The organism is Bradyrhizobium sp. 164 (assembly GCF_023073715.1).
Classification (GTDB): domain Bacteria; phylum Pseudomonadota; class Alphaproteobacteria; order Rhizobiales; family Xanthobacteraceae; genus Bradyrhizobium.
The window spans coordinates 1-596 of sequence record NZ_JADPKA010000020.1; the positions used below are offsets into that span (position 1 = coordinate 1).

Here is a 596-nt window from a genome sequence, read left to right on the forward strand (position 1 = left end):
TCTGGCCGTTGTTGAGCGTGACCGTGGTGCTCCAGCTGCCGTTGCTCTGCACGATGGCGGTGCCGATCGCGGTGGTGCCGTCCAGGATGGTGACGGTGGTGCCGGCATCGGCGACGCCGACCGTGCCGGTGATGGTCTGGCTCGCCTGGTTGACCGGTCCGCCCGCGCTGGTGATCGCGACCGCGGGTGCCGTCGTGTCCAGGGTGAAGCTCAGCGACGCCGAGCCGGTATTGCCGAAGGTGTCGGTCTGGCTCGCCACGATGGTGTGCGGACCGTCGGCCAGCGTGCTCGGCGTAAACGACCAGGCGCCTTGCGCATCGGCGGTTGCCGTGATGGTGCTGAGAACGCCATCGATCGTCAGATGCACCACCGTGTTGGCGAGGCCGGTGCCACTCAGCGCCGGGTTGGCGGTGACGTGATCGGTGACTGAAGTGCCGGTGTCGGAGGCCAAGGCCTCGGTCACCGTCGGGCCGGTGGTGCTGAGCGTATAGACCACTGCGCCGCTGGTCGCGGTATTGCCGGCCGCATCGCTCACCCGCGCGGTCAGCGAGTTCTGGCCGTTGTTGAGCGTGACCGTGGTGCTCCAGCGGCCGTTG

Annotated in this window: 1 protein-coding gene; it reads right to left on the reverse strand. The window is 68.5% G+C overall.

Annotation, left to right across the window (positions count from 1 at the left end; genetic code table 11):
- Positions 1–596: Ig-like domain-containing protein (locus tag IVB01_RS07595; protein WP_247494362.1), on the reverse strand; the 596-nt coding region annotated here is incomplete at both ends.